We start from the raw sequence: 20,089 nt of genomic DNA on the forward strand, positions 1-20,089 counted from the left end.
CCACCCCGCCCCTGCGACACCTTTTCCCCGCCTGCCTAAGCTGCCTGCATGGACCTCGACGCGGCCAGAAAACTCTGGGAACCCGCCCCCGGCTGGCTCAACACCGCCAGCTACGGCCTGCCACCCCGCCCCGCCCTCGACGACCTGCACACCGCCCTCACCCAATGGCGGCACGGCAGCACCGACTGGCAGCCATGGGACGACACCGTCACCCGCTCACGCGCCGCCTTCGCCACCCTCATCGGCGCGCCCGCCGACGACATCACCCTCAGCTCCACCGCCTCCCAGATCTTCTCCCAGATCGCCACCGCCCTACCACCCGGCTCACGCGTGCTCGTACCCGACATCGAGTTCACCAGCAACGTCTACCCCTGGGCCATGGCCGCCCACGTCGACACCGCCGCACCCGACCGCCTCGCCGAAGCCATCACCCCGCACACCAGCGCCGTGGCCTTCAGCCTCGTCCAGTCGGCCACCGGCCACAAGGCCCCGCTCGCCGACATCATCGAGGCCGCCCGCGCCCACGACACCCTCGTCATCGCCGACGCCAGCCAAGCCTGCGGCTGGCTGCCCGTCACCACCGACGGCCTCGACGCCCTGGCCTGCGCCGCCTACAAATGGCTGATGTGCCCACGCGGCGCCGCCTTCGGCTACCTGTCACCCCGCCTGCGCGCCCGCATGCGCCCCACCGCCGCCAACTGGTACTCCGGCACCAGCATGTACGGCATGCCGCTCACCCACCGCCCCGGCGCCCGAGCCTTCGACCTGTCACCGGCCTGGTTCTCCTACGTCGCCGCCGCCCCCACCCTCGAACTGCTCAACCAGCTCGACCTCGCCGACATCCACGCCCACAACCTCGCCCTGGCCAACCGCTTCCGCGCCGGAGCGGGACTACCGCCGGGCGACAGCGCCATCGTCTCCCTCGACACCGACGCGCTCGGCACCGGAGCCGAAACGGGCCGCCACCTCGAACGCGCCGGCGTGCGCGCCGCCGTACGGGCAGGCAAACTACGCGTCTCCTTCCACCTCTACACCAGCGAAAGCGACGTCGACCTCGCCCTACAAGCCCTCACCTGACACTCCACCCGCCGACCCACCGACACCGACCGACACCGACCGACCACGAAGGCACCCCACATGACCGTCCTGCACATCGCCTACGCCACCGACTGGGAAGCCGCCCAGCACACCGGCGAATACCGCATCTCCACCCGCGGCCGCACACTCGAACAAGAAGGCTTCATCCACTGCAGCGCCACCCGCGCCCAGGCCCGCACCGTCACCGAACTCTTCTACGCCGACGTCACCGAACCCCTGCTCCTCCTCGAGATCGACCCCACCGGCCTCGACATCCGCTACGAAGTGCCCGAAGGAGCCCACGAAGCCTTCCCCCACCTCTACGGACCCCTGCCGACCAGCTCAGTGAGCGCCGTCTACGAACACAACACCCGCTGAATCCGCCGCGAGGCCACCCACAACCCCAACCCGGCCAACACCACCAGATACAGCGCGTGCCCGGCCAACGCCCACTCCACCCGGCCCAGCGCCAGCCCCCGCACCAACTCCACCGCGTGATACAGCGGCGTCACCTGCACCACCGCCGCCAGCACCGGGGGATAGCCCCCCACCGGCGCGAACGTCCCCGAAAACAGGAACAACGAGAACTGCGCCGCCGTCATCAGGTCGAAGTCCTGCCACCCCCGCAAGAACGTCGACACCGCCATCCCCGCCGCCCCGAACGCCACCCCCACCAGCATCGTCGCAGGAAGGGCCGCCAACGCCCACCACGGCTCAGCCAGCCCCATCACCGCCATCACCAGCAAGAACGCCGCCGTGTAGAACGAACTGCGCACCATCGCCCACGTCAGCTCACCCAACGCCACCTCGATCGGCCGCACCGGCGTCGCCAAGATCGCCTCGAACGTCTTGGCGTACTTCATCTTGAAGAAGAAGTTGAACGTCGTCTCCGCCAACGCCCCGTTCATCGCCGACGCCGCCAGCATCGCCGGAGCCACGAACACCGCGTAGGACACCACCCGCCCATCACCCAGCGGAATCCGCCCCACCAGCGCCCCCACACCGACCCCGATCGACAACAGGTACAGCAGCGGCTCGAAGAACCCCGACACCAGCACCAGCCAGTACGAAGCGCCACTGCGCAACGCACCCACATTGCGGCCGACCACCGCGCCCACCCGGCCCACCGACACCTGCCGGGCCACCATCAACGTCACCATGATCAGTCCTGAAGTCGCTTACGGAAGGAGAACGCCGCCCACCACAACCCGGCCACCCCGAAGGCCAGCAGATACCCCCCATGCACCCACACCGGCCACGGGGGAGCCACCCCCAACGTCGCCGCCCTGCACAGCTCCACCCCGTGCCACAGCGGCGAGGCGTACGCCAACGGCCGCACCAACGCCGGCAACTGCTCCACAGGGAAGAACACCCCCGCGAACAACGTCGAAGGGATCATCACGAACCGAAACAGCAACGCGAAATAACTGTCATGGTCGATCGAGGCCGAGAACGCCGACACCGGCGCCGCCACAGCCACCGCCAGCAGCCCCACCACCACCAGCGTCACCGCCGCCCACGGCGAGGCCAACACCCCGAACGCCGCCACCACCGCCAGGAACACCACCGCCGCGACCTCGACCCTGAACACGATGTACAGCATCCAGCCGCGCACCATGTCCCACGCCGACACCCGCGTCGCGAACATCGCGTGCGCGCCCCGCGTCCACTTGAACTCACCCAGCACGCTGTAGGTGCACTCACCCACCGCCATCTGGAAAGCCGTCGAAGCCAGCACCCCCGGCACGATCCACTCCACGTACGACACGCCCTCCACCGTGCCCACGTAACCGCCGACCCCCAGCCCGATGCTCACCAGGAACAACAACGGCAGAAGAAACGACGAGAACAACGACGCCCGCCACAACCGCTTGTACAACGTCAGGTGCCGCTCCAGCACCGCCACCGTGGGATGCGCCATCAGTCCACCAACGTCCGGCCGGTCAGGTGCAGGAACACATCCTCCAGCGACGCCCGCCGCACCAGCACACTCGAGGGCGCCAACCCCCTGCGATGCACCTCCGACACCGCGTCGTCGCCGTCCTTGGCATACAGCAGGATCCGATCAGGCAGCACATCCACCCGATCACCCACCCCCGACAGCCGCTCCACGAACCCCTCCAACGGCTCGGAACCGAACCGCAACTCCACCACCTCGGGCGAGGCATACGACTCGATCAGCGACCGAGGCGAACCCTCAGCCACGATCCGACCCCCGTCCATCACCACCAGCCGATCGCACAACTGCTCGGCCTCGTCCATGTAGTGCGTCGTCAACACCAACGTCACCCCACGCTGCTTCAACCGGAACAACCGCTCCCACAGCAGGTGCCGCGCCTGCGGATCGAGCCCCGTCGTCGGCTCGTCCAGCAGCACCAGATCCGGCTCGTTCACCATCGCCCTCGCGATCGTCAGCCGCCGCTTCATACCCCCCGACAGCGGCTCCACCTTCGAGGAGGCCTTGTCACGCAACTGCGCGAAGTCGAGCATCTCCTCGGCCCGCTCGCGCGCCTGCGCCCGCGACAGCCCGAAGTACCTGGCATACGTCGTCAGGTTCTCCCGCACCGTCAGATCAGGATCAAGGTTGTCCAACTGCGGGCACACCCCCAGCCGAGCCCTGATCGCCGGCCCCTCCCGCACCGGATCCATCCCCAGGATCCGCAGCTCACCGGCCGACGGCATCGACACACACGAGATCATCCGCATCGTCGACGACTTGCCCGCGCCGTTGGGACCCAGGAACCCGAACGCCTCACCGGGCTCGACGTCGAGATCGATGCCGTCCACCGCAGTGAACTCACCGAAGCGCTTGACCAGCCCGCGCGCGTGAATAAGAGGTTGATGTTCAGCCACGAGGCCGAACACTAACCAACCCCACCGACAAACCCGCAAGTGAATAAAGCACGGCCCGCCCCTGAGGAGCGGCCGGCGCGGGGGAGTGGCACCACCCCGCGCGCCTCCACCTGCCCGTCGCCCGCCCCAGGCCAGCGATCAACCCGCGAGCCGACCCGACCCGGCCCGCCGCCATGAACAACGCCGATCACACGACCCAATGCGGCCGCCGAGAAGCCGACGACGGCGAAACCCCATCGGCCACCGCAGCGGCCAACCGCCGCACCGCCTCACCCAGAACATCCGCAGGCACCGTGTACGGAATACGCAACCGCTGCTCGAACACCCCAGGATCAGCCGCGAAGTACGCACCACCCTCGATCCGCACCCCATAGTCCAACGCCCGCTCAGCCAACGCCGACGCCACAGGCTCACCCAGATCCACCCACAACGACAGCCCACCCGCAGGCACCCGCCACGACCACTGCGGAACATGCTCACCCAACGCCGCCACCAGAGCGGCACGCTGCTCCCGCAACCGCTCCAGACGCGAAGGCAACAACTCCCCGCCCCGCCCCAGCAGAACCAACGCCAAAAGCTGATCAAGCACCGAACCACCCATGTCCGTGGCCACCCGCTGACCCGCCAGCTCCGTCACCAACTGCGACGGCGCCCGCAACCACCCGATACGCAGACCACCCCAGTGCGTCTTGCTCATCGACCCGATCGTGATGACCTGACCACTCCCACCCGACGGAGCATGACAGGCGAAAGGCGACGGCGCGGCACCATCGAGCGCCAGCTCGGCCAACGTCTCATCCACCACCAACCACGCCCCACAGCGCTGAGCCGCACGCAGAACCCGACCCCGCTCACCCTCCGGCATGAGACAACCAGTCGGATTGTGAAAATCAGGGATCAGATAGGCCAGCTGCGGCACCACCTGACCCAACGTCGACTCCACGATCTCCACATCCCACCCGCCATCACCCACCGGCACCGACACCGCACGCAACCGCGCCCGACGCATCGCCTCCAAAGCGTTCGGATACGACGGACTCTCCACCACCACCCGATCACCCGCACGACACAACAGCCCCAACACCAGCGTCAACGCATGCTGAGCACCAGAGGTCACCAAGATCTGCTCCGGCACCGTCGCCAGACCCCGCAACGTGAAACGCTCCGCGACCGCCGCACGCAACTCCGGCAAGCCATAGGGGTGATAACCGGGGGAGCCCGCCTGCTCCACCAACTCAGGACCGACCTGCGCCAGCGCATCGGCAAGCACCGCCCCCGGCAACGCCGGAGCCGCCCTGGCCAGATCGATCGCGCTGTCCCTCGACCCCAGCAGCCGCGACACCCCACTCGGCGCACGACCCTCGGGCAGCGCCGTCCACGTCCCCGAACCCTGACGGCTCCGCGCGAAACCACTCTCACGCAACAGGTCGTACACCGCGGTGACGGTCGCCCTGCTGACGTCCAACGCCGCAGCCAGCTCCCGCTCAGCGGGAAGCCTGACATGCAACGCGACCCGCCCGTCCAGGATCAGCGCGCTGATCGCCTGAGCCAGATGCCGGTAAGCGGGCCTCGCCCCCGCCAGGTCCGGCAACATCGCGGCGAGCCGCCGGCTGCCCACCATCCGGTCAGCGGCCATACCACTCTCCTGAAATTGGCCATGTCACCCAGGCCAATCACCCTACAGACTCGCCCCCATTGGCCTGAAAGAGCCCACCACCACACCCCGGAGCCGACCACATGGAACTCACCTACGTCCCCCTTGGCGAACGACCCCTCCGACGCCTTCCCCAACTGCTCATCGGCCTCACCCTGTACGGCCTCAGCCTCTCACTCCTGGTCAGAGCCTCACTCGGCCTCAACCCCTGGAGCGCTCTACACGAAGGCCTGACCCACCACACCACCCTCAGCTTCGGCACGATCAGCGCCGTCCTGGGCGCACTCGTCCTGCTGCTGTGGATCCCACTCAAACAGCGACCCACACTCGGCACCGCCGCCAACATCATCGTCCTGGCCTACTCAGCCGACCTCGGCCTCGCGCTCATCCCAGAAAACCTCGAACTGCCCGCACGAATCGCTCTGCTGACCGGGGGAGTGCTCCTCAACGGACTGTCCGTCGCCATCTACGTCGGCGCCCGCCTCGGACCAGGCCCCCGAGACGGCCTCATGACCGGCGCCTCCGCCGCGACCGGACGCTCCATCCGGCTGGTCCGCACCCTCATCGAGATAACCGTGCTCGCCACCGGCTGGCTCCTCGGCGGCAGCGTGGGCGCCGGCACCGTGCTGTACGCACTCACGGTCGGGCCGATCACCCAGTTCTTCATGCCCAGATTCGCCTACACGAGCACACCCTGAGCCGGCCCCCGCCGGACACAGGGGAGCGGCGCCACCTCCGACACCACGGGGGAGGGGCGCCACCACACCTCAACGTCTAAGAAGTCAGCACCCGCACCGCAGGCGCCTGCGGAGCCGCCATCGACGGCTGCTGCTGCCGTACCGCATCCACCGAACGCTGCCGCGGCGAGACGCGCTCAGCGCAGCCGCCCTCGCAGTAACCGTTGGTGACGATCAGCCGCCCCCTGGCAGGCGTGTACGCCTCACGGCCGGAAGCGGGCAGGACCCCCTGGCACACCTGGCACAAAATCGCGTCGTTCCCCACGTGTGCTCCCTATCCGAAGTCTCGCCGGATAACCCACACTATGCGCACTCAATCATTCCGGGTCAGTATTTCCACGATCCGTCAAACACATCGGTCAACATCCGGGGGAGCAAGCCGACACGCCGCACATCAGATCTACTTGACATAATGTTCATTATCGAGCAACCAGATCGGGCTACGATCAAGCCATGCCGAACATCGGAGTCCCCGAAATCCTCATGCTGCTCACCATCGTCGGCATCATCGCAGCCATCATCGCGGCCATCGCCATCAGCGCCGGCAAGGCCGCGCGAGGCCGCACCCCACATCCGATGACCACACCCACGACGCCCGCCGAACTCGAACACCAGCTACAGGCTCTCGTCAACGAGGGCAAGACCATCCTCGCCATCAAGATCCTGCGCCAGCACACCGGCCTCAGCCTCCAGGACGCCAAAACCGCCGTCGACGGCATGCGCGCAGGACGCCGCCTCATCGACCACCCCGCCATGACCCGCCTCCCACAGCCACCCCCACGCCTGCACCAGGCCGACCTCGCCACCAGAGTCCGCGAGCTCAAGGCCGCCGGACGCGAGCAGCAGGCCGTGCATCTGGTCATCGGCGAGACCGGCATGACCCAGGGCGAGGCACAGACCTTCGTCCAAGCGCTGTGATCGGCGTTACGATCGACACATGCCGACGAGTCTGGGTTCCCTCGTCCTCCTGACCGTTCTCGTGACAGCGGCGATCATCTGGTTGATCTTCCTGGCCGTACGGCTGACGCGGCGCCCCCGAAACCGCCTCCTGCCCTCCCTCGACATCACCGACCAGGCGCGTGAGCTGAAGGCCTCCGGCCAGTTCACCGACGCGGTCTTCCTGGTGCGCGGCGAGACGGGAATGAGTCATCGCGCCGCCACGAGATTCGTGCGAAAGCTATGAATCGAGGCTAAACCGGACAGAAGGTGAATTCTGTTTGGTATAAGAAACGTGCGCCAGAAGCGCCCTTGACGCGCGCCGCGAGACGGACCGCGCCCAGGCGCTCTCCCGCGCGCGTACGGCCAGGCCGGAGTCCCGCCCGCCGTACCTGACGACCCCCGTTTCCCTGTGACGCACCTCTCCCCCTTCGGCGATCACTCGAGCCGGAGCTATGTCCCCTTTGTTCCCCTCTGTCCGGGTGGAGATGTCCGGAAATTCGGGAAATTGCGCTGTTCAGTCACTTGGCTTTGCTGAGTCATGTCAGCATCACTTGTTCAGTCGAAGCTCAGCTCTGAAGGATGACCTCACGTGCGGATTCTGCTCCTTGTCTCTGCGTTCAACGGCCTGACCCAGCGCGCCTGGATCGAACTTCGCGAGGCCGGCCACGAGGTGACGGTGGAACTGGCGCTGTCGGAGGAGGTGATGCTCGAGGCGGTGGCTCTGGCCAAGCCCGACCTGGTGATCTGCCCCTTCCTGAAGGACAGGGTCCCCGAGCGGCTGTGGCGCGAGCACCGGGTGATCATCATCCACCCCGGCCCGCGTGGGGACAGGGGCCCGTCCTCGCTGGACTGGGCGATCCTGGAGGGCGAGCGGCGCTGGGGCGTGACGGCGTTGCAGGCGGTCGAGGAGATGGACGCGGGGCCGATCTGGGGGTGGCGGGAGTTCGCGTTGCCGGCCGAGCCGATGCGTAAGAGCTCGCTGTACAACGGGCTGGTCTCGGACGCCGCGGTGGAGTTGGTGGTGGAGGTGGTGCAGAAGGCGGCTGATCCTTCGTTCGTGCCTGTGCCGCTGGATTACGGGCGTCCTGAGGTGTGGGGCCGGTTGCGTCCTGCGATGGTGCGGGCCGATCGGGAGTTCTCGTGGGCGGAGTCGTCGGAGCGGGTGGTGCGGCGGATCAGGGCGGCTGACGGGTCGCCGGGTGCGGCGGCGTTGCTGTGCGGGATGCCGGTGCGGGTGTTCGACGCGCGGATGGGTCCTGAGCTGGTGGGTCAGCCGGGGTCGGTGGCTGCTCGCCGGGGTGGGGCGGTGTTGGTGCACACCGGTGACGGGACGGTGTGGGTCGGTCAGTTGCGGCGTGAGGACCGGGTCGGGGTGAAGCTGCCGGCTGTGTCGGTGTTGCGTCGGCGGCTGGGGCGGGCGCCGGGTAGTCAGCCGGGGTTTTCGGAGATCACGTATCAGCGGGCGGGCCGGGTGGGGGTGGTGAGTTTCGACTTCTACAACGGGGCGATGGCGACGAATCAGTGCCGGCGGTTGGTGGAGGCGTTGCAGTACGCGGTGGCGCAGGACACGCGGGTGGTGGTGGTTCGCGGTGGTGAGGTGTTCTCGAACGGGATTCATCTGAATGTGATCGAGTCGGCGCGGCATCCGGAGATGGAGGCGTGGATGAACATCAATGCCATCAACGGGGTGTGCAAGGAGATCATCGGCTGTACGGGGCAGTTGGTGGTGGCGTCGATGGGGGGTAACGCGGGCGCGGGTGGGGTGATGATGGCGCTCGGGGCGGATCGGGTGCTGGTGCGTGAGGGGCGGGTGCTGAATCCGCATTATCGGACGATGGGGTTGTTCGGTTCGGAGTACTGGACGTATGTGCTGCCTCGGCGGGTGGGTGCGGAGGTGGCGCAGTCGTTGACGGGTGAGGCGTTGCCGTTGGGGGCGGCGTCGGCGGTGTCGCTGGGGTTGGCTGATCGGTTGTTGAAGGGGTCGAGGGAGGAGTTCGAGCAGGAGGTTCTGGAGTACGCCGAGCGGTTGGCGGGGCGGGATGACTATGAGGAGCTGGTGCGGGTGAAGCGGGAGCGTCGTGAGGAGGATGAGCGGCGTAAGCCGTTGGAGGCGTATCGGATCGAGGAGTTGGCGGAGATGAGCAGGGACATGTTCGATGATCGGCATGGGTTCGCTGAGGCGCGGCGGGCGTTTGTGGGGAAGGCGAAGGCGGTGGCGACGCCGGCGCATCTTGCGTCGCATCGTGGGGCGTCTGGTCTCTGAGGTCTCGTTTGTCGCGTGCGCATCTCATATGTGAGATATGTTTGCCTGTTATGGTGGATGACTATCTTGTGCGGATCGGCAGGCTGATCCGGGATGCGCGGCAGCATCGGGGTTGGACGCAGCTTCAGCTGGCGGAGGCTTTGGCGACGAGTCAGAGCGCGGTGAACCGGATCGAGAAGGGCAATCAGAACATCAGTCTTGAGATGATTGCCCGGATCGGTGAGGCGTTGGACAGCGAGATCGTGTCGCTGGGTTATGCGGGGCCGATGCATCTTCGGGTGGTGGGTGGCCGGCGGTTGTCGGGCAGCATCGAGGTGAAGACGAGCAAGAACGCGTGTGTGGCGTTGTTGTGCGCGTCGTTGCTGAATTCGGGGCGGACGATCCTGCGGAAGGTGGCGCGGATCGAGGAGGTCTACCGGATTCTGGAGGTGCTGGCCTCGATCGGGGTGCGGGCGCGGTGGATCAATGACGGGAGCGATCTGGAGATCGTTCCTCCGGCGCGGCTGGATCTGGGGTCGATGGACACCGAGGCGGCTCGCCGTACCAGGAGTGTGATCATGTTCCTGGGGCCGTTGATGCATCGGGCGGAGCAGTTCGAGATTCCGTACGCGGGCGGGTGCGATCTGGGGACGCGGACGGTGCAGCCGCACATGAGCGCGTTGAAGCATTTCGGTCTGGAGCTGACGGCGACGGGCGGGATGTATCACGCGAAGGTGGACGCGTCGGTCTCCCCCACCAGGCCGATCGTGTTGACCGAGCGGGGCGACACGGTGACGGAGAACGCGCTGCTGGCGGCGGCGCGTCATGACGGGGTGTCGGTGATCCGTAACGCGTCGTCGAACTACATGGTGCAGGACCTGTGCTTCTTCCTGGAGGAGCTGGGTGTGAAGGTGGAGGGTGTCGGTACGACGACGCTGACGGTGCACGGGGTGCCGCAGATCGAGGCGGATGTCGACTACTCCCCCTCCGAGGATCCGGTGGAGGCGATGAGTCTGCTGGCGGCGGCGGTGGTGACGTCGTCGGAGCTGACGATCTGCAGGGTGCCGATCGAGTTCCTGGAGATCGAGCTGGCGGTGCTCGAGGAGATGGGGCTGGATCATGATCGGGGGGTGGAGTATCGGGCGGCGAACGGTCGTACGCGTCTGGTGGATCTGACGGTGCGGCCTTCGAAGCTCGTCTCCCCCACCGACAAGATTCATCCGATGCCGTTCCCCGGGCTGAACATCGACAATGTGCCGTTCTTCGCGGCGATCGCGGCGACGGCGCAGGGCTCGACGCTGATTCATGACTGGGTCTACGACAATCGGGCGATCTATCTGACGGAGCTGACGCGGCTGGGTGCGTCGGTGAAGTTGCTGGATCCGCATCGGGTGCTGGTGGAGGGGCCGACGCGGTGGCGGTCGGCGGAGATGATGTGTCCGCCGGCGTTGCGTCCCGCGGTGGTGGTGCTGCTGGCGATGATGGCGGCGGAGGGCACGTCGGTGCTGCGGAATGTGTATGTGATCAATCGGGGTTATGAGGATCTGGCGGAGCGGTTGACGGCGCTGGGTGCGCGGATCGAGATCTTCCGCGACATCTAGGGTCCTGTCCCCCGCCTTGTCTGTGAGGGCTGCCCCGCCGCTCCCCTGCCGTTGGGGGGTGGCGGGGCTCTGCCGTCTGTGGGGCGGCGCTTTGCCGGGTGCGGCCGGCTCAGTGCAGGGCGGCCTCAGTGCAGGGCGGCCTCAGTGCAGGGCGGCCTCAGTGCAGGGCGGCCTCGATGAGGTCGGCTGCGCGCTTGGTGCCGCCTTCGGCCTGGAGTTGGCGTTGGATGGCGGCGAGGCGTTCGGTGACGTGGGGGTCGCCGGTGAGGTCGAGCAGGGCTTGGCGCAGGGCGGTGGCGGTGGCCTGGTCGGTGTCGAGGCGGCGGGCGACGCCGAGTTCGGTGAGGCGGTCGGCGTTGGAGAACTGGTCGACGGCCTGGGGTACGGCGATCATGGGGACGGCGCAGACGAGTCCTTCGGCGGCGCCGCCCATGCCGGCGTGGGTGACGAAGGCGTCGGCCTGGCGCAGGATGTCGAGCTGGGGCACCCAGGTGTGGATCTCGGCGGTGGCGGGGACGGGGCCGAGGTCTGCGGGGTCGACGTGTTTGCCGATCTGCAGGACGAGGTGCCAGCCGGGCAGGTCGCCGAAGGCTTGGAGGCATTCGCGGTAGAAGGCCGGCTGGTTGGTGAAGGCGGAGCCGAGCGAGACCAGGATGACGTGGTCGGCGTCGTGGGGGCGCTGCCAGGTGCCTTGCTGGGTGCGGGGGCCTGTGCAGGGGCCGATGAAGGTGTAGTGGGCGGCGTCGACGCGGTCGGCGTGGGGTTGCAGGGCGCGCGGGATGAGGACGAGGCAGTTGTCGGGGCGGCCGACGAAGTTCTCGTGGGTGGCGTCGATGCCTTCGTCGTCGAGCCATTGCTGGGCGCGGCGGTAGTGGTCGGCGCCTTCGGGGGTGGAGCGCAGTTGCTCGATGAGGGGGGCCATGTCGCTTTCGTAGCCGTCCCATGCGACGTAGGTGGGTGAGAGCTGGATGATCGGGATGTTCCACTGGGTGGCCAGGACGCGGGCCGGTGCGGCGCCGATGTCGTAGAGGAACAGGTCGGGCCGGTCGTCGTGGTAGGCCTGGCGGAGCTGGGGGGTCATGGCCTGGTTGTCGCGCAGGAAGACGTCGAGTTGGGCGATGGTGTCGTCGGGCCAGCCGTCGGGGTCGTCGTGGGTGGGCAGGGTGGAGGTGTAGGGCTTGGGTTCGGCTCCGGCGGAGGTGATGACGTCGTGGTAGGAGGGGTCGTTGGCGTAGGTGACGCGATGGCCGCGGCGCACCAGTTCGGCGATGACCTCCAGGCTCGGGTTGACGTGGCCGGGTGCCGGAATGCTGACCATGGCGATGTGTGACATGGTCATCAAGGTTATCGGGGCTGGTCGTGGGGCTCCTCGCGTTTTTGTCGGTGCCGCTCGGTACGGTCTTTGCGCTGATGTTCTAGGCGAGGAGGGGCATGCGGCCTGCGGAGCTCAACAGGCTGACGGTGCGGGAGGCGGCTGACCGTTATGTGGAGTTGGTGCGTGCCAAGACGTTGACGGGGGCGTTGTCGTTGTCGACGGCGGAGGTCTACGCGCGGGATGTGGCGACGTTGGTGGCGCTGGCCGGTGAGGGGGCGGTGCTCGACGATCTGACGGGCGAGGACGTGGATGCGATTTTGCTGGCGTTCGCGCGTAAGCCTGACGGGCGCAGGGCCGAGCCGACGGTCGGGTTGCAGAGCGCCTCTTCGCAGGCGCGGTTCAGGCGGTCGATCTCGGCGCTGTTCAAGCACGCGACGCTGGCGGGTTGGGTGCAGATCAATCCGATGGCGATGGCGACGGTGACGGCCAGGGAGCGGGGCGGGCTGCGGGCCGAGCGGCGGGCGTTGACGCGGGAGCAGGCGCAGGGGCTGATCGGCGCGGCCAGGGAGTTGGGGGCCGAGCCCGCGGTTGCGGCGCCGGTGGCGAAGGGGCGGCGCAGGCCGCGTAGTGACCAGCGTACGGAGTCGCGTGACGCGTTGATCGTGTTGTTGTTGTCGACGGTGGGTCCGCGGGTGTCGGAGCTGGTGCGGGCCAATGTGGAGGATTTCTACACCAACGACGGGGTGCGTTACTGGCGGATCTTCGGCAAGGGCGGCAAGACGCGTGATGTGCCGTTGCCGGGGGTGGTGGCGCAGGCGTTGGAGGCGTATCTGGCCGGGGGGCGTCCGGAGACGGCCGACAAGGCGTTGCTGTTGTCGTGGCGGGGGCGGCGGTTGGCGCGCGGTGATGTGCAGGCGGTGATCGACAGGGTGCAGCGGCAGGTCGATCCTGCGCAGCGGCGTTCGGTGACGCCGCATGGTCTGCGGCACACGACGGCGACGCATCTGCTGGCCGACGCGGTGGACATGGACGCGGTGCGGCGGGTGCTGGGGCACAGTGATCTGGCGACGTTGGGGCGTTATCGCGATGAGCTGCCCGGTGAGCTGGAGGTGGCGATGCGCTCCCATCCGTTGCTGAAGCCTCCTGATCGGCGATGATGGACGGCATGACTTCGGCTTTGTGGTCGTTCGCGGTGGTTGCGGGGTTGGTCACGATCGTGCCGGGGCTCGACACGGCGCTGGTGTTGCGGGCGGCGTTGACGCGGGGCAGGCGGGTGGCTTTCGCGACGGCGCTGGGGGTCAACACCGGGGTGCTGGTGTGGGGGGCGGCCGCGGCGGCGGGGTTGTCGGCGTTGCTGACCGCTTCGCAGGTGGCCTTCACCGCTTTGCGTTACGCGGGTGCGGCCTACCTGGTGTGGTTCGGGGTGTCGATGATCGTGAAGGCTCGGCGGCCGGCGCAGGGGGTGGCCGAGCCTGCCGTACGGGAGGGTGGCGGGCTGGTCTCGGCGTGGGCGAGGGGCGCGCTGACGAACCTGCTCAATCCCAAGATCGGCGTGTTCTACGTGGCGTTGCTGCCGCAGTTCCTGCCGCAGGAGGCGCCGCCGCTGGTGGGCGGGTTGCTGCTGGCGCTGGTGCACAACGTGGAGGGTCTGGCCTGGTTCACGTTGCTGATCTTCGGGGCGGGGGCGGCGAGGTCGTGGCTGGAGCGGCCGGTGGCGCGCAGGGTGATCGACAGGGTGACGGGCACGGTGCTGGTGGCCTTCGGGCTGCGGCTGGCGTTGTCGCCGCAGTAGCGGCTGGGAGCGCTCAGATGAGCCCGCCGTCGACGTGGATGTTCTGGCCTGTCACCCAGCCGCTGTCGGGTCCGGCGAGGAAGGCGACGACGGCCGCGACGTCGGCGGGGGTGCCGAGCCTGCCCAGGGGGGTCATGGTGGCCACGGCCTGGCGTTGCTGTTCGGTGGTCGCCTCGCGCAGCAGGTCGGTGTCGGTGGGGCCGGGTGAGATGGTGTTGACGGTGATGCCGCGTCCTGCCAGTTCCTTGGCCGCGACCCTGCTGAACTGCTCGACGGCGGCTTTGCTCGCGGTGTAGAGGGCCTCGCCCGGGCTGGGCCAGGTGGTGCTGACGGTCGACAGGTTGATGATCCTGGCGCCGTCTCGCAGGTGGGGCAGGGCGTGCTGGATGGTGAAGAAGACGCCTTTGGCGTTGACGGCCATGGCGTGGTCGTAGTCGGCCTCGGTGACCTCGGAGATGGGGCGGTCGGCGGCGATGGCGGCGTTGTTGACCAGGATGTCGAGGCCGGGTTCGGGGAAGCGCTCGTGGGCGGTGGTGAAGGCGGTGGCGAACAGCCGCTGGATGTCGTCGAGGTCGGTCAGGTCGAGGCGTACGGGCCAGGCGCCGCCGTCGGCCGAGCCGCGCAGGGCGCCGACCTCGAGGTCGATCTCGGCGGCCACGCGCCGGGCGGCGGCCTCCGCCGAGGCGTAGGTGAAGACGACCGAGGCGCCGTCGGCGGCCAGGCGTTGCACGATGGCCCTTCCGATGCCGCGTGAGCCGCCCGTCACCAGCGCGGTTCTGCCTGTCAGTGGCCCCATGGTCGCTCCTTTCGCCGGCTTGCCCTCCTCTCCCCTTCCACAGATGAGGCGCTTCAGTCGGCGCGGGCGGCCGGTGTCAGGTTCGTACGGCGGGCGTCAGGTGGAGCGCGATCTGGTCGAGGGAGACGTCGAGCACCTCGGCCAGGGCGGCGATGGTGAAGAAGGCGGGCGTGGGGATGCGGCCGGTCTCGATCTTGCGGAGCGTTTCGGCGGACATCCCCGCCGCGGCGGCCACCTCCACGATGCTGCGTTCGCCGCGTGCCTGCCGGAGGAGATGGCCGAGCCGTTCGCCGCGCTCGCGCTCGTCTGGGGTCAAAGGGGGTCGCACCATGGACCCATCCTATCAAGCGGTATAGAAATACCGGTATAGTTATCGACATAGTGGAGATCAAGACCGACAACGAGCTGGCCGCGATGCGAGAGGCGGGCAGGGTCGTGGCCCGCGCCCTGAAGGCGGTGAGCGAACACGCCGCGGTCGGCGTGCGCCTGACCGAGCTGGACGCGGTGGCCGCGGACGTCATCGACGAGGTGGGCGCCAGGCCCGCGTTCCTGCACTGCCATCCCGATTTCGCGCCCACCTCCTTCGCCGCGGTGATCTGCGCGTCGGTCAACGACGCGATCGTGCACGGCATCCCCGACGGCTACCGGCTGCGCGAGGGCGACCTGCTCAGCGTCGACTGCGGCGCCTGGCTCGACGGGTGGGCCGCCGACGCCGCCGACGCCGCCGTCTCCGTCGTCGTCGGGACGCCCCGCCCCGACGACGTGGCGCTGATCGAGGCGAGCGAGCGCGCCCTGGCGGCGGGCGTCGCCGCGGCGGTGCCGGGCAACAGGATCGGCGACATCGGCCACGCGATCGGCCAGGTGGCCGGCGGCGCCGGATACGGCACGCCGCCCGACTTCGGCGGGCACGGCATCGGCCGGCGGATGCACGAGGACCCCGCCGTCCCCAACCGTGGCAGGCCGGGGCGCGGGATGGTGTTGCGGCACGGGATGGTGCCGGCGATCGAGCCGATGTTCGTGGCGGGCGGCGACGGCCGTTACCGGGTGGCGCCAGACGGCTGGAGGCTGCACAGCGTCAGCGGCGCCAGGGCCGCCCACTCCGAGCACACGGTCGCCGTGACCGACGACGGCCCCCGCGTCCTCGCCCTCCCCTGACTCCTGCGACGCTTCGCTCCCCGCACACCCTTCGCTCCACCGCCCATGCTCAGGCCCCGCGCTCCAGCGTTTCAGCCCCCCGCGCGGCACGGTTCCGGTGGCTCCGACAACTCCCGGCCGCAACACGCCGCGCGGACGGCGGGAAGGGGCCAGGCCGACAGCGGGCGCGAGCCCAAGCCGCCGGCTGACAGCGACGCTTGCCTTGCCCGAGCCCCCGTACCCGGCGCCCCGAAACCTCGGCACCGGGTACGCGGGACCAGTCATCCTGGCATCGGGCACGAAGCCGCCGTCAAGCCCTGCTGGAGAGGCGGCTTCAGGGGTGCTCGCCCGGCTGTTCAGCTCTTTCATTCAGGCACATCAGCGTCTGCTGGCCCGTCGCGACGAGCGTCCGGTGCCCCTCCTGGACGCCGAACACCTCCAGTTGGCACACGGTCAGTGTCCGCCCGGATTTCAGAACCGTTCCCACGGCCTCGATGTGATCGCCTACGGCAGGCCGCAGAAGATTGATCTTGTACTCCACTGTGAGCACCGTGGTGTTCTCGGGAAAGAGGGTGAACCCCGCATAGCCGCCCGCGCTGTCGGCGATGGCGCTGGTGGCTCCCGCATGGATGTAGCCGTGCTGCTGGGTGACCTCGGGCCGGCTGGGGAGCACGATGTGCACGCATCCTGGAGCGATGTGCACGATGCGTGCGCCGAGATGGCGCATCAGTCCCTGACGTTCGAAACTGGCCCTGATACGCGCCTGCACCTCAGGGCTCGCCTGCTGCCGTTGCTGCCGATCGTCCATGGCCCTCCTCAATCGTGCGCCCGTCTTTCCCGGACCTCGTCCCAGCCTGTTCCGGCCTACGCGGTCTGCCCCTACTTGACCAGTTGCGCTGCCGGCAGCGCCAGACCGTGCACGATCATCGCGGCATCGCAGACGCGGGGACAGGCGCCAGAAGGAGCGAAGGAGTCTTGTGACGGTTGAGTTGTCCGAAGGAGGCGCTGCAGCCCGGTCGGCGCTGCTCGCCCGCCCTGTTCCCCCACCCCCGGGGGCGCGCTCCCTCGCCATGCCCTCCACCGCATGACCACGCGCCCCCGGACGGGCTCCTACGCGTCGAGGATGGGGATCAGCTGCTCCTCCTCGTAGCTCAGGTGGCTCTCCAGCGCGTCGATGAGCCGGTCGACCTCGGCCAGCACCTGGGCGGGGTCGGCGTCGGCGGCGGAGACGACCTGCTGCAGTTCCTCGATCAGCGCGGCGACGGTGTGGTGCTCCTCCCCCAGCCGCTCGATGGTCGGGGCGAGCTCGGGGTGGCGGGCGGCCAGGGCGGGGAACATTCCCTGGTCCTCGTGGGTGTGGTGGACGTGCAGTCCCTGGCAGAACGTCAGGCAGTTCACCCGCAGCTGGGCGCCCAGTCCGGCGCCCGACTCGGTGATCTCCTTGCGGATCAGGGCCAGCTCCCGCCTGAAGGTGTTGTGGATGAGTCTGAGCGCCTCGCCGAAGGAGCCGGCCTTGATGTTGGGCGGCCCGCTCGGGATCTCCTTCAGCGCCACGACCGGCAGGAGGCGGGTGGTCTTGGCCTGGTAGTCGGCCCATCCGGGGTCGGCCTCGACCGCGCGGGCGAACAGGCGGTCGCGCTCTTGTCCCTCCAGGACGACGGCGTGCGCGTCGTAGGTGAAGACGCCGGTCTCGACCTGGACGCGCGGGTTGGCCACCACGTTGTGGAACCAGGCCGGGTGCTGGGCCGCGCCTCCGGCCGAGCCGATGACCAGGACGCGGTCGCCGTCGGGCAGGTATCCGAGCGGGGTGGTGTGCGGGCGGCCCGAGCGCGCTCCGGTGGTGGTCAGCAGGAGCAGTCTGGCTCCTTCGAAGTATCCGCCGACCCGCCCTTCGTTGGCCCGGAACTCCTCGATGACCTGCTGGTTGAACTCGTTCGGCATTCTCTGCTTTCTTCTTCGGGATGCGGTGAGCATGACGACGTCACCACGGCAGGACCGTGGTGCGGCGGGGAGGGGACGGCGCGCCCTGACGCCCGGCGGGGCTGACCCGGCGGGTGGTGTACGGCGGCGCCGTGCAGAGGGGGATGTCGCGCGTCGGCGCGGAACGGTGGCCCACAGGCGGAGCGGACAGCGAAGGCGGACCTCTGGCCCGCCCGGCGCTCACGCCGTGGCCGGGACCCTCACTCGCTCGTGGCCCAAGCAGGCCGACCCGGCAGTCACATCAAGCACCCTAGCGGCACCGAAGTCGGCCAGGCAACGCCGCCCCGACGCCGGCGGGGGCCGCGACGGCTTCCGGCCCTCGGGCAGCCACCGGCCTCCTGGCCACGCCGCGCCGGGGCCGCGCGCCCTGGGCCTGCCGTCTCGCGCGGCCGGCCCAGGGCGCGCGGCCGACCGGAGAGGCTGTGCGCCGTACCCGCGCTGCGCGCTTGGCCCGCGCGGCGGGGACGACGGGGCGGCGGCTCGGTCAGCCGGCTCGCGCGGTGAGCACCGCCTGGGCGGCCCCGGCGGCTTGGGCGGCGACGCCCAGGATGCCGGAGGTGATGAACGGGCCGCCCCCTGCGAGGTCCCCGACCACATGCAGGCGTGGATCGGCCGGGACCAGTCCCCCGGCTGGATGCGGTGCCGCCAGGTCTTCGGCCAGCAGGGAGGCGACCAGCTGCGCGGCCGCGTGCGGCACGGCCTGCGGGGAGGGATTGACGGCATTGACGACGACGTCCGCGCTCTGCGTGCCGTCGTCGCAGCGCAGCCGGAAGCGGCCGTGCGCGGCTTGGATCTCGCGGACGCCCGCGGCCACGGTGAGCTGCCCGCGCTCCAGCAACTCCATCAGGACGCGCGCGTTGACCGGCACCATGGGCGAGGCGAGGCTGGTGGCCAGCCGGAAGTGACGCCGCAGTCGCCCGCGGTCGGGCTCGGGCAGCAGCCGCCAGGCGTAGGGGCCGAGGGCGTGCGCCGTCTCCTGCAGGACGCGGCGGCCGATCGCGGGATCGTCGACGGCGGCCAGCTGGCGTCGCAGCCTCCGTCCGGGCTCCTCGGTGCTGGCGGCGAGCAGGTCGGCCGCGAAGTCGTCGAAGTCCTCCCCGGCCTGGTCCAGTTCGGCGCGCAGCAACTGGATGAGGTCGTCCAGGGTGACGGCGCCGTTCTCGCGGTGCAGCGCCCTCACGCGTTCGGCGGTCAGGTGCCGTGGCCGGTGATCGAGGGGGCGCTGCCAGACGTGCGGCAGCAGGCCGCTGCGCGAGACCAGCCTGATCGGCCCGGTGTGCCCGCGCGCGGCGAGCGAGACGACGACGTCGACCGCGGTCAGGCCGCTGCCGATGACCGCCACGCTGCTCTCGGCAGGGACCTGCTCCAGTGTGCGGGCCAGCGGGTACGGATCGGCCACGAAGCCGGGGGCCGCGCCGAGGCCGTAGTGGTCGTGAGGTGTTCCCGCGCCCACGCACAGCGCCACGTGGTCGGCTTGGTGCACGTGCCCGTCCTCGGCGCGCAACCTCAGCCGGTCTGCGGAGGCGGCCATCGCGGTGACGCGGGCGGCGTGCACGCGTACGTGCCAGCCGCGCTCGCGCAGGGCGGCCAGTGCCGTCTCGGCGGTGTGCCGCAGGTAGTGGCCGTAGAGCGCGCGGGGAACGAGCGGCTGTCCCAGCAGGCCGTCGAGGTGGGCGGGAGCGCGCTCGCCCAGCCAGGCCGCGTAGTGCCCCCTGTCATGGTGACGGATCGACATGAGGGCGGGTGGAGCGTTGACCAGCACCGTGTCCAGGTCGGGGCCGTACGGGCGGCCTCGCCACGGGTGCGCCGACGGCTCGAACACGGTGAGGTCGCCGGGCTGTGCGGCGGTGGCGGCCAGTGTGTCCAGCAGCGCGACCGTGGCGGCGCCCGCTCCGACTATCGCGATGTCCATGTCTTTCCCTTCGTGGCCTGTCCTGGGCTTGGAAGCATCACGGCGGCCGGAGCCGCT

At 69.2% G+C, this 20,089-nt stretch carries 21 protein-coding genes; 10 read left to right on the forward strand and 11 right to left on the reverse strand.

Translation table 11 applies throughout. The features are described 5' to 3' along the window. The first annotated feature begins 48 nt into the window (after nucleotides 1–48). Together FHR33_RS04010 and FHR33_RS04015 are read left to right on the forward strand one after the other, a co-directional pair. The gene (locus FHR33_RS04010; protein WP_183643649.1) at nucleotides 49–1,077 is read left to right on the forward strand and encodes an aminotransferase class V-fold PLP-dependent enzyme; all 1,029 of its coding nucleotides are present in this window, start codon (nucleotides 49–51) and stop codon (nucleotides 1,075–1,077) included. Between the two features lie 60 nt (nucleotides 1,078–1,137). Beyond that, on the forward strand, nucleotides 1,138–1,455 hold the full coding sequence (locus tag FHR33_RS04015; protein ID WP_183643651.1) for a DUF952 domain-containing protein: 318 nt from the start codon (nucleotides 1,138–1,140) through the stop codon (nucleotides 1,453–1,455). Here the strand turns inward: FHR33_RS04015 and FHR33_RS04020 are convergent. The 4 genes from FHR33_RS04020 to yczR all read right to left on the reverse strand — a co-directional run bounded on the left by FHR33_RS04020 (nucleotide 1,434) and on the right by yczR (nucleotide 5,566). Then, a complete protein-coding gene (locus FHR33_RS04020; RefSeq protein ID WP_183643654.1) occupies nucleotides 1,434–2,237 on the reverse strand; it encodes an ABC transporter permease in 804 nt (267 codons plus the stop codon). The genes FHR33_RS04015 and FHR33_RS04020 overlap by 22 nt on opposite strands. A 2-nt stretch (nucleotides 2,238–2,239) precedes the next feature. Beyond that, complete coding sequence (locus tag FHR33_RS04025; RefSeq protein ID WP_312895353.1) at nucleotides 2,240–2,983, reverse strand: ABC transporter permease; 744 nt, start codon at nucleotides 2,981–2,983, stop codon at nucleotides 2,240–2,242. A gap of 14 nt (nucleotides 2,984–2,997) precedes the next feature. Next, nucleotides 2,998–3,942 (reverse strand): ABC transporter ATP-binding protein, encoded by a 945-nt coding sequence (locus tag FHR33_RS04030; RefSeq protein ID WP_312895354.1) that lies wholly within the window; start codon nucleotides 3,940–3,942, stop codon nucleotides 2,998–3,000. Between the two features lie 175 nt (nucleotides 3,943–4,117). Continuing rightward, complete coding sequence (gene yczR, locus FHR33_RS04035) at nucleotides 4,118–5,566, reverse strand: MocR-like transcription factor YczR (protein WP_183643660.1); 1,449 nt, start codon at nucleotides 5,564–5,566, stop codon at nucleotides 4,118–4,120. Nucleotides 5,567–5,667: 101 nt separating this feature from the next. Between yczR and yczE the strand changes: the two genes are divergently transcribed. Then, a complete protein-coding gene (gene yczE / locus FHR33_RS04040) occupies nucleotides 5,668–6,282 on the forward strand; it encodes a membrane protein YczE (RefSeq protein WP_183643662.1) in 615 nt (204 codons plus the stop codon). 76 nt (nucleotides 6,283–6,358) lie between these two features. Here the strand turns inward: yczE and FHR33_RS04045 are convergent, their stop codons facing one another. After that, complete coding sequence (locus tag FHR33_RS04045; protein WP_183643665.1) at nucleotides 6,359–6,586, reverse strand: hypothetical protein; 228 nt, start codon at nucleotides 6,584–6,586, stop codon at nucleotides 6,359–6,361. Nucleotides 6,587–6,774: 188 nt separating this feature from the next. Here FHR33_RS04045 and FHR33_RS04050 point away from each other — a divergent pair, with 188 nt between their 5' ends. The 4 genes from FHR33_RS04050 to relB all read left to right on the forward strand — a co-directional run bounded on the left by FHR33_RS04050 (nucleotide 6,775) and on the right by relB (nucleotide 11,103). Continuing rightward, nucleotides 6,775–7,239: a hypothetical protein gene (locus tag FHR33_RS04050; protein WP_183643668.1), complete on the forward strand. Its 465-nt coding sequence runs from the start codon at nucleotides 6,775–6,777 to the stop codon at nucleotides 7,237–7,239. 19 nt (nucleotides 7,240–7,258) lie between these two features. Further along, a complete protein-coding gene (locus tag FHR33_RS04055; protein WP_183643671.1) occupies nucleotides 7,259–7,504 on the forward strand; it encodes a hypothetical protein in 246 nt (81 codons plus the stop codon). Between the two features lie 345 nt (nucleotides 7,505–7,849). Then, nucleotides 7,850–9,523: an enoyl-CoA hydratase-related protein gene (locus FHR33_RS04060; protein ID WP_183643674.1), complete on the forward strand. Its 1,674-nt coding sequence runs from the start codon at nucleotides 7,850–7,852 to the stop codon at nucleotides 9,521–9,523. A 50-nt stretch (nucleotides 9,524–9,573) separates the two neighbouring features. After that, nucleotides 9,574–11,103, forward strand: coding sequence for a type II toxin-antitoxin system RelB family anti-toxin (relB, locus tag FHR33_RS04065; RefSeq protein ID WP_183643676.1), 1,530 nt, complete (start codon nucleotides 9,574–9,576; stop codon nucleotides 11,101–11,103). 157 nt (nucleotides 11,104–11,260) lie between these two features. Here the strand turns inward: relB and FHR33_RS04070 are convergent, their stop codons facing one another. Further along, the gene (locus FHR33_RS04070; RefSeq protein ID WP_183643679.1) at nucleotides 11,261–12,436 is read right to left on the reverse strand and encodes a macrolide family glycosyltransferase; all 1,176 of its coding nucleotides are present in this window, start codon (nucleotides 12,434–12,436) and stop codon (nucleotides 11,261–11,263) included. 98 nt (nucleotides 12,437–12,534) lie between these two features. On the opposite strand from FHR33_RS04070, the gene FHR33_RS04075 reads away from it, so the two are divergent. Then, nucleotides 12,535–13,575, forward strand: a complete 1,041-nt coding sequence (locus FHR33_RS04075) for a tyrosine-type recombinase/integrase (protein ID WP_183643682.1) — start codon at nucleotides 12,535–12,537, stop codon at nucleotides 13,573–13,575. Between the two features lie 8 nt (nucleotides 13,576–13,583). Beyond that, nucleotides 13,584–14,210, forward strand: a complete 627-nt coding sequence (locus FHR33_RS04080) for a LysE family translocator (protein WP_183643685.1) — start codon at nucleotides 13,584–13,586, stop codon at nucleotides 14,208–14,210. Between the two features lie 13 nt (nucleotides 14,211–14,223). Here the strand turns inward: FHR33_RS04080 and FHR33_RS04085 are convergent, their stop codons facing one another. Both FHR33_RS04085 and FHR33_RS04090 read right to left on the reverse strand, forming a co-directional pair. Beyond that, nucleotides 14,224–15,006: an SDR family NAD(P)-dependent oxidoreductase gene (locus tag FHR33_RS04085; protein WP_183643688.1), complete on the reverse strand. Its 783-nt coding sequence runs from the start codon at nucleotides 15,004–15,006 to the stop codon at nucleotides 14,224–14,226. A gap of 76 nt (nucleotides 15,007–15,082) precedes the next feature. Next, on the reverse strand, nucleotides 15,083–15,337 hold the full coding sequence (locus FHR33_RS04090) for a helix-turn-helix domain-containing protein (RefSeq protein WP_183643691.1): 255 nt from the start codon (nucleotides 15,335–15,337) through the stop codon (nucleotides 15,083–15,085). Between the two features lie 50 nt (nucleotides 15,338–15,387). Here FHR33_RS04090 and map point away from each other — a divergent pair, with 50 nt between their 5' ends. Beyond that, nucleotides 15,388–16,161: a type I methionyl aminopeptidase gene (map, locus tag FHR33_RS04095; RefSeq protein WP_312895356.1), complete on the forward strand. Its 774-nt coding sequence runs from the start codon at nucleotides 15,388–15,390 to the stop codon at nucleotides 16,159–16,161. Between the two features lie 313 nt (nucleotides 16,162–16,474). Here map and FHR33_RS04100 read toward each other — a convergent pair whose 3' ends face one another. The 3 genes from FHR33_RS04100 to FHR33_RS04110 all read right to left on the reverse strand — a co-directional run bounded on the left by FHR33_RS04100 (nucleotide 16,475) and on the right by FHR33_RS04110 (nucleotide 20,032). After that, nucleotides 16,475–16,948, reverse strand: coding sequence for a PaaI family thioesterase (locus FHR33_RS04100; RefSeq protein ID WP_183643694.1), 474 nt, complete (start codon nucleotides 16,946–16,948; stop codon nucleotides 16,475–16,477). A gap of 302 nt (nucleotides 16,949–17,250) precedes the next feature. After that, nucleotides 17,251–18,081 (reverse strand): nitroreductase/quinone reductase family protein, encoded by an 831-nt coding sequence (locus FHR33_RS04105; protein WP_183643697.1) that lies wholly within the window; start codon nucleotides 18,079–18,081, stop codon nucleotides 17,251–17,253. Between the two features lie 523 nt (nucleotides 18,082–18,604). Further along, nucleotides 18,605–20,032 (reverse strand): FAD/NAD(P)-binding protein, encoded by a 1,428-nt coding sequence (locus tag FHR33_RS04110; protein WP_183643700.1) that lies wholly within the window; start codon nucleotides 20,030–20,032, stop codon nucleotides 18,605–18,607. Nucleotides 20,033–20,089 lie beyond the last annotated feature (57 nt).

The sequence above is a fragment of the Nonomuraea dietziae genome, from assembly GCF_014195505.1.
GTDB lineage: Bacteria > Actinomycetota > Actinomycetes > Streptosporangiales > Streptosporangiaceae > Nonomuraea > Nonomuraea roseola.

Coding starts and splice junctions, on each gene's coding strand:
- FHR33_RS04010 (WP_183643649.1), top strand. CDS start 49: ATGGACCTCGACGCGGCCAGAAAACTCTGGGAACCCGCCCCCGGCTGG.
- FHR33_RS04015 (WP_183643651.1), top strand. CDS start 1,138: ATGACCGTCCTGCACATCGCCTACGCCACCGACTGGGAAGCCGCCCAG.
- FHR33_RS04020 (WP_183643654.1), bottom strand. CDS start 2,237: ATGGTGACGTTGATGGTGGCCCGGCAGGTGTCGGTGGGCCGGGTGGGC.
- yczR (WP_183643660.1), bottom strand. CDS start 5,566: ATGGCCGCTGACCGGATGGTGGGCAGCCGGCGGCTCGCCGCGATGTTG.
- yczE (WP_183643662.1), top strand. CDS start 5,668: ATGGAACTCACCTACGTCCCCCTTGGCGAACGACCCCTCCGACGCCTT.
- FHR33_RS04050 (WP_183643668.1), top strand. CDS start 6,775: ATGCCGAACATCGGAGTCCCCGAAATCCTCATGCTGCTCACCATCGTC.
- FHR33_RS04055 (WP_183643671.1), top strand. CDS start 7,259: ATGCCGACGAGTCTGGGTTCCCTCGTCCTCCTGACCGTTCTCGTGACA.
- relB (WP_183643676.1), top strand. CDS start 9,574: ATGGTGGATGACTATCTTGTGCGGATCGGCAGGCTGATCCGGGATGCG.
- FHR33_RS04070 (WP_183643679.1), bottom strand. CDS start 12,436: ATGTCACACATCGCCATGGTCAGCATTCCGGCACCCGGCCACGTCAAC.
- FHR33_RS04075 (WP_183643682.1), top strand. CDS start 12,535: ATGCGGCCTGCGGAGCTCAACAGGCTGACGGTGCGGGAGGCGGCTGAC.
- FHR33_RS04080 (WP_183643685.1), top strand. CDS start 13,584: ATGACTTCGGCTTTGTGGTCGTTCGCGGTGGTTGCGGGGTTGGTCACG.
- FHR33_RS04085 (WP_183643688.1), bottom strand. CDS start 15,006: ATGGGGCCACTGACAGGCAGAACCGCGCTGGTGACGGGCGGCTCACGC.
- FHR33_RS04090 (WP_183643691.1), bottom strand. CDS start 15,337: ATGGTGCGACCCCCTTTGACCCCAGACGAGCGCGAGCGCGGCGAACGG.
- FHR33_RS04100 (WP_183643694.1), bottom strand. CDS start 16,948: ATGGACGATCGGCAGCAACGGCAGCAGGCGAGCCCTGAGGTGCAGGCG.
- FHR33_RS04105 (WP_183643697.1), bottom strand. CDS start 18,081: ATGCCGAACGAGTTCAACCAGCAGGTCATCGAGGAGTTCCGGGCCAAC.
- FHR33_RS04110 (WP_183643700.1), bottom strand. CDS start 20,032: ATGGACATCGCGATAGTCGGAGCGGGCGCCGCCACGGTCGCGCTGCTG.